The sequence below is a fragment of the Endozoicomonas sp. genome, from assembly GCF_051008435.1.
Lineage (GTDB): Bacteria > Pseudomonadota > Gammaproteobacteria > Pseudomonadales > Endozoicomonadaceae > Endozoicomonas_A.
Map to the genome: position 1 here is coordinate 1 of NZ_JBPCXO010000525.1, position 6,680 is coordinate 6,680.

A 6,680-nucleotide genomic window follows, 5' to 3' on the forward strand; every position below is an offset into this window, starting at 1 on the left:
CTTCCTCAATGTTGAGTGGTCAGTACCCAGCAAGCGAGCTGCTTCACCAATCTTGACTAATCTCTTATCCATAGTGTGAGATTATGATAGATAATCATAGATTACTCAATACTGTTTCAAACCCTTAAGAACTTTATAAGAACTGCCTGTGATCTCAGGCACGATGCCGAGCAGGCCAGTATTGATGTCAAACTGAAGTACACCGACTCAAGATCTGAGCGATTCAAACTGAGAGCCAGAAAAGAGATGAATGAGTTCAAGCACGATGTTAAAAACGGCTGGACTGACTTTAAAGGTGACGTAAAGGATGGATGGAAAAAGCTGGTCAACTAACGAATAAGGAGCTGGAACTTGTTACCCGTTCCAGCTCCAAGCCGTCTATGACTTAGTCGGCCATTTCCAGCAACAACTTGTTCAGACGCTGAACGTAGCTGGCCGGATCATCCAGCTGGCCACCCGCTGCCAGGTTAGCCTGATCAAATACCACATGGCACAGATCCGCGAAACGATCTTCATCCGCTTCCTGATCCAGACGAGTGATCAGAGGATGCTCAGGATTGATTTCAAAGATCGGTTTGGCTTCAGGCATGGCCTGACCCGCTGCTTCCATGATCTTGCGCATCTGGGCACCCATATCCTGATCGCCCACCACCAGACAAGCTGGTGATTCGGTCAGACGGTGCGTAACACGGACTTCATCAACCTGACCGACCAGAGAATCCTTGATGCGCTTGAGCAGGTCTTCCTTCTCTTTGGCACTCTCTTCCAGGGCTTTCTTGTCTTCTTCGTCGTCCAGCTGACCCAGATCCAGATCACCACGGGCGATGTCAGCAAACTGTTTGCCATCAAACTCGTTCATGTGTGACATCAGCCACTCATCAACGCGATCACAAAGCAACAGAACCTCAATGCCTTTCTTCTTGAACACTTCCAGGTGAGGACTGTTAGCCGCTGCGTTGAAAGTTTCTGCCGTGATGTAGTAGATCTTGTCCTGACCTTCCTTCATACGGGAAACATAACCTTCCAGAGACTGATCCTGTTCTGTACCTTTGCTTTCAGTGGAAGCAAAACGCAGCAGTTTGGCAACTTTCTCACGGTTGGCAAAATCTTCAGCAGGACCTTCTTTCAGTACCTGGCCAAATTCTTTCCAGAATTCTGCGTACTGCGCCTCTTCCTTCTTGGCCATTTTTTCCAGCATATCCAGAACACGCTTGGTCAAAGCCGCCTTCATGCTGTCAACAGCCGGGTCTTTTTGAAGGATTTCACGAGACACGTTCAGTGACAGATCGTTTGAATCAACCACACCCTTGATGAAGCGCAGGTACATAGGCAGGAATTCATCGGCCTGATCCATGATGAAAACGCGCTGAACATAAAGTTTCAGGCCTTTCTGCATGTCACGGTTGTACAGGTCGAATGGTGCCTTGGCAGGAATAAACAACAGACTGTTGTATTCCAGCTTGCCTTCAACGCGGTTATGGCTCCACTTCATAGGATCAGCGAAATCGTGGCTGATGTGCTTGTAGAACTCTGTGTACTCTTCATCAGAGATTTCAGAACGGGAACGGGTCCACAATGCCTTGGCGGTATTGACGGTTTCCCACTCAGGCGCTTTGTCTTCGTCCTGCTGTTCCTCTTCTTCTGAAGGCATATCCTGCTTGATCATCAGGATCGGCATGGAAATATGGTCAGAGTACTTGCGGATGATGTTGCGCAAACGCCAGCCATCAGCAAACTCTTCTGCATCGTCTTTCAGGTGCAGAATAATGGAGGTGCCCCGCTTTTCCTTGCTGATCCCTTCGACGGTGAACTCACCAGAACCATCGGAGACCCAGCGGACAGCTTCTTCTGCAGGCACATCGGCCTTGCGGGTTTCAACGGTTACTGTGTCAGCGACGATAAAGGCAGAGTAAAAGCCGACACCGAACTGGCCAATCAGCTGGGAGTCTTTCTGCTGGTCACCGGTCAGCTTCTGCAGGAAGTCAGCAGTGCCAGACTTGGCGATAGTACCCAGGTGTGCAATAACATCTTCACGATTCATACCAATGCCGTTGTCAGCAATGGTTATGGTTTTCGCTTCCTTGTCAAAATCAACTCGGATATCCAGATTCGGATCGCTTTCCAGCAGGCCGTCTTTATGCAGTGCTTCAAAACGAAGCTTGTCTGCAGCATCAGAAGCGTTGGAGATCAACTCCCGCAGAAAAATTTCGCGGTTGGAATACAGGGAGTGGATCATGAGGTGAAGAAGTTGCTTAACCTCAGTTTGAAAACCCAGTGTTTCTTTTTTAGCTTCGACAGTCATTTGACCCTCTACGTTGCTTTCTCGCAGCGGCCGCCATTCAGGAGGACTTCCCGAATGATCAACCTGATCATTAATTACTTTGAAACTAATGTGGGGACAGGGTTTTTGATTTCAAGGCAGTATTGCGGATTTTTTACACCTTTCTTATCCATGGCTCTGGTGAACCCGTCGGTTTTCTCTGCCTTCAACCGCTCCAGATTTACTCCCTCTCACTGACTGAAAGAGCATCCAGCACTTTAGAGTGGAACTCCCGGCGATAAAGAATCACCACGACCAACACGGAACTGATAATGAAAATAGAGGGATGTATGAACCACGAGAGCGTGGCCAGGGCGAAGTAATAGGCACGAAGGCCATAGTTAAAGTGATTTGCCGCCAGGGTCATAATAGAACCTGCCTTGTCGGCAAAGACTTTTTGCTCTGTTTTATTACCACTGATGTCCTGCATCAGAGGCGCACTGCCCATGAGTACACAGGTGAAATTGTAAAGCCTGAGACTCCAGGTGAACTCAAAGAAGGTATAAACAAAAATGACCAGCATCACCAGTACCTTGAGTTCCCAGAGCTCCCGGGTATAAGTGGTGACAAAAGGCATGGTTGAAAGCACACCAACGGCCTCTTCAGAGGCAGCGATGCCGGTGATCAGACCCGCCATGACCAGAATACTGGTGGAAGCAAAAAAGCTCACAGAAGCTCTTAAACTGGCCAGCAGACTTGCGTCGGCAATCCGATTATCCCTGCCCAGCAGCCGGTACATCCAGTCTCTGCGATAGAGTGCCAGCACACTGGCCAGACAGGGGGTTGCCTGACCTTTGCGATAAGCAAAAACGGTATACCCTACCCAAAGCACAATAAGTGAGAAAAGTGCAAACCAGTCAAACCACGAGGCGATCCCCGATACATTGGCCATAGTGTCCTTCCTCTTCAGGTTATTGTTGTCTTACGCTCAGGGCCATTCATTCAATGTATCCCTTTCACTTCTCTTGCGACAGGGGTAGCAATCACTAAAGACAATTATTTGATATTCCTACGAAAAATACTCGCCAGAGTCTCAAGGCAACGATCAAAAGAACCGAAACATATGTTAAAGTTCCTTTGGGCCTGATGGTGAGCAAATCGCTCAACCCAGCCCCTTGACTGCCTCTGGCTCAGTATTCACAGGTTAACACCAGCAACAATATAGACTATTGTTTCAGATTGTATCGACTGGCACTTCCGGTTCAGAGACTGATTTTCTATTTCGGCTATTTTCATTCCAGGCCGACGCTTCACCCGGTGTCATCGACAACAGGAGAAAGGATGACAATTTCACATTTTATCATCGGCTGGGCCGTTTACCTGGCAGGAGCAACGGGCTGCTTACTGGCCCTGATTCTGATTACCGGCAGATTACCTGTACGCCTTAAACGCGCCTTGCGACTGACTACAGCCGCACTGCTGTATACTCCCTGGTGGTTAAGCCCGGGGTCAGAGCTTTTGTCTCCAGCTCTCTTTACCATGACCTTTGACGCTCTCACCCATGGCTTTGAGGCGATGGCAAGAACAGGTGTGGTCACCGTGATAGCCGCCGGAGCTGCGGCTCTGATCGCGATTATTCTGCCCGTTAAAATGCCTCCGGCAGTCAAAAAGAAAGAAGAGAACAAACCGGCTGCTTCTGGCCAACGAAAGAAACCCAGAAGACAGGAACCGACCTGCTGACTCAAGCTGGAACTGGCAATGGGGTATTCTGTTTTGCCAGCCAGAATAAAGTTGATTCATTCAATCAACCCTGAACAGCCATTAACGATTGAAACCATTTTGCGTTACCCAAAGAGCCTGTCAGAATTAAGACAACCTCGACAGGCTACAGGCAACGGAAAATGCTCAGAAACAATAAGAACGGACAGTTGAGATGTGTGAACTGCTGGGCATGAGCGCCAATACACCCACCGATATCTGCTTTAGCTTTAGCGGCTTAATGCAGAGGGGTGGACGCACCGGCCCCCATAGTGACGGCTGGGGCATTGTTTTTTACGAAGGGGCTGGAGTGCGTGAATTCCGGGACCCCCACCCCAGCTGTGAGTCTGAAATCGCCCGACTGGTCAGAAATTACCCCATCAAGAGCGATATTGTGATCAGTCACATTCGTCAGGCCAATGCCGGACGGGTCTCCCTGGAAAACACCCACCCTTTTACCCGGGAGTTCTGGGGACGTAACTGGACGTTTGCCCATAACGGGCAACTCAAAGGGATCAAGAAAAAGCCTCTTTGCTATTACCGCCCGGTTGGCACCACAGACAGTGAATATGCTTTCTGCTGGCTGATGTGTAAACTCAGGGAGCGCTTTCCAAAACCCCCTGCCCGACCTGCAACATTACAACGCTATATTCATACGCTGGCGCTGGAGTTAAGAGAGCTGGGCGTGTTCAACATGCTGTTAACAGACTCTAAACACCTGTATTGCTTCTGTTCAACCAAGCTAAGCTGGATTACCCGCAAAGCGCCCTTTGAAAAAGCAACCCTGAAAGATGATTCATTAAGTGTTGATTTCAAAAAGGTCACCACAGAAAATGATGTCGTTACTGTGGTCGCCACCGAACCCCTGACCACCAACGAATCCTGGAACATCATGAAATCAGGTGAATTAATTGTCTTTCGTGAAGGCCAGGTGGTTTATCAACAAAATTGAATAAATAAACGGGATGGTACTAAAAATATGCTGATTTCATCCAACTTTCAGCAACTTTATTAATCATCCCATTTACTTTCAAGCTACTGAAAACGCCCTCTTTAAAATATATGAATTGTTATTAATACTCCTAGTGTCTATATCGTGTTCTTTCTTTCATCAAAGATAATGACATGGCGGTTAAAAAGAGTGTCCAATCCCTCCTGGTTTCTTTAGTACTGTTCACAGTCTTTCAGGAATGCGCCTATTCCGACTCAGTACCTACAATGCAGCATCATGAGTTCATTGAAGAAGTTGAACTGTCGGCTGAACGAAACTGGGGCTATCTCATCAATGCCGTCTCTAATCTTGGCACCAGAATGACCGGAATGGACCAGGGTTGCCTTAATTACCCTGGCGTCAGTTCGACCATCAACGATGGCCTGAATCGACTGTGTGAACAATGCAAAAGTGGCTCAGCGCAATGCCATAAGTTCAGAGCCATGAAAGATCTTGGCTACGCCTTTTCCAAAATGAACGAGAGCTATTTCAGCAGCGTTAAAACTTCACTGTACAGCAGCATGCAGATAGTGGCGCTGCCACTCACGACAGTCACTTTCATTTTGGCCCGTAAAGGGCTTAAACCCATCTGGAAGATATATTCCCCCAAACTGACTGAAATGGTGGCGATCAAAAAGCTGGGAAAACTAAAGGCCAAAATAATCCCTGAAGGCGCTGTCAAAAAAATTCAGAAAGTAGCAACCAAACACTTCCGCAAAAGAACCACCCGAAAAGCTGAGCAAAAGGTCCTTTATTACGCCGCTGAACTGTCCTTTTTAAGCACAGTATCCAAGATTGCGGCCATAGGGATAGCAGCCTACACAGGAACAAGAGTCATTACCGACATTGCACTGGCTGATCGAGGGGCTTTTTACTTCTATATCAACCGTTACTCACTGGGCGATAACCAGGCATTTAACAACTGGTATTCATGGATAGCCAGTTACGCTTACTCGTTTGATAATGACACATCATGGATTCGTGATGCACCGACCATCACGGCCAGAGATTATTTCGACGTCCCTCTGGATATGGACCTCTATTATGAGCTGCTAAGACACTGGTCCCATACTCTTAAGCCCGAAATAAAATCAGAAACCGTCCCCTTTCCCAAATACCCGGCAGATCAATTCAACACGACTTATAGCTGGCATCGCGAACTGAAAATGGATCAGGACAGAAAAAACCTGCTGAACCGGATCACTGAAAACTTAAAGAGCGCACTGTCCAGAACGCCTTGTCAGCGGCTATCCCTGTTCACACCCAAATCCGGACACTTCCCCTTCCTATATCTGACGGTGTGCGTGGCGGAAAACAGGAAGGCTCTGGTTTATCGGCTGGATGAACTGCCACAGTGGCATCAACTGCCCGTGAACGAATTCAGCCGCTTGATCGCCCGTCTAAGTGCCGCTACAGGCAGCAGTACTTTGGCTTTTTACAAACGGCAATAAGAAGACACTCTGGCAGCCAGATGAGCTGCCAGAGCCAGGGCAGGCAGAACTTAGATTATACCAGTCGCACATTCTAACTACGCTATTGTGCTGGCAATCTGAACAACAGCCCTGCGTTGGAACTCCTCGCAATAGCTAGCTATTACTCGTCGTTCCGCCTTGCTCTGATGTCCAGCTTGCCATGCTCATTACGGTAGTTAGAAAATTCTATTGGTATTAC

General features: G+C 48.1%; 5 protein-coding genes. 3 read left to right on the forward strand and 2 right to left on the reverse strand.

Annotation, left to right across the window (positions count from 1 at the left end; genetic code table 11):
- Positions 1–385: 385 nt before the first annotated feature.
- Both htpG and ACR2PX_RS26470 read right to left on the reverse strand, forming a co-directional pair.
- Positions 386–2,302, reverse strand: a complete 1,917-nt coding sequence (htpG, locus tag ACR2PX_RS26465; RefSeq protein ID WP_434002357.1) for a molecular chaperone HtpG — start codon at positions 2,300–2,302, stop codon at positions 386–388.
- Between the two features lie 199 nt (positions 2,303–2,501).
- The gene (locus ACR2PX_RS26470; protein ID WP_434002358.1) at positions 2,502–3,212 is read right to left on the reverse strand and encodes a DUF599 domain-containing protein; all 711 of its coding nucleotides are present in this window, start codon (positions 3,210–3,212) and stop codon (positions 2,502–2,504) included.
- Positions 3,213–3,601: 389 nt separating this feature from the next.
- On the opposite strand from ACR2PX_RS26470, the gene ACR2PX_RS26475 reads away from it, so the two are divergent.
- The 3 genes from ACR2PX_RS26475 to ACR2PX_RS26485 all read left to right on the forward strand — a co-directional run bounded on the left by ACR2PX_RS26475 (position 3,602) and on the right by ACR2PX_RS26485 (position 6,460).
- Positions 3,602–4,000, forward strand: coding sequence for a hypothetical protein (locus tag ACR2PX_RS26475; RefSeq protein ID WP_434002359.1), 399 nt, complete (start codon positions 3,602–3,604; stop codon positions 3,998–4,000).
- A gap of 193 nt (positions 4,001–4,193) precedes the next feature.
- Positions 4,194–4,970 (forward strand): class II glutamine amidotransferase, encoded by a 777-nt coding sequence (locus ACR2PX_RS26480; protein WP_434002360.1) that lies wholly within the window; start codon positions 4,194–4,196, stop codon positions 4,968–4,970.
- A 173-nt stretch (positions 4,971–5,143) separates the two neighbouring features.
- Positions 5,144–6,460: a hypothetical protein gene (locus ACR2PX_RS26485; protein WP_434002361.1), complete on the forward strand. Its 1,317-nt coding sequence runs from the start codon at positions 5,144–5,146 to the stop codon at positions 6,458–6,460.
- Positions 6,461–6,680: the final 220 nt, after the last annotated feature.

Bases quoted from the DNA above. Each gene is read 5' to 3' on its own strand.
- htpG (WP_434002357.1), bottom strand. From the start codon at position 2,302: ATGACTGTCGAAGCTAAAAAAGAAACACTGGGTTTTCAAACTGAGGTT.
- ACR2PX_RS26470 (WP_434002358.1), bottom strand. From the start codon at position 3,212: ATGGCCAATGTATCGGGGATCGCCTCGTGGTTTGACTGGTTTGCACTT.
- ACR2PX_RS26475 (WP_434002359.1), top strand. From the start codon at position 3,602: ATGACAATTTCACATTTTATCATCGGCTGGGCCGTTTACCTGGCAGGA.
- ACR2PX_RS26480 (WP_434002360.1), top strand. From the start codon at position 4,194: ATGTGTGAACTGCTGGGCATGAGCGCCAATACACCCACCGATATCTGC.
- ACR2PX_RS26485 (WP_434002361.1), top strand. From the start codon at position 5,144: ATGGCGGTTAAAAAGAGTGTCCAATCCCTCCTGGTTTCTTTAGTACTG.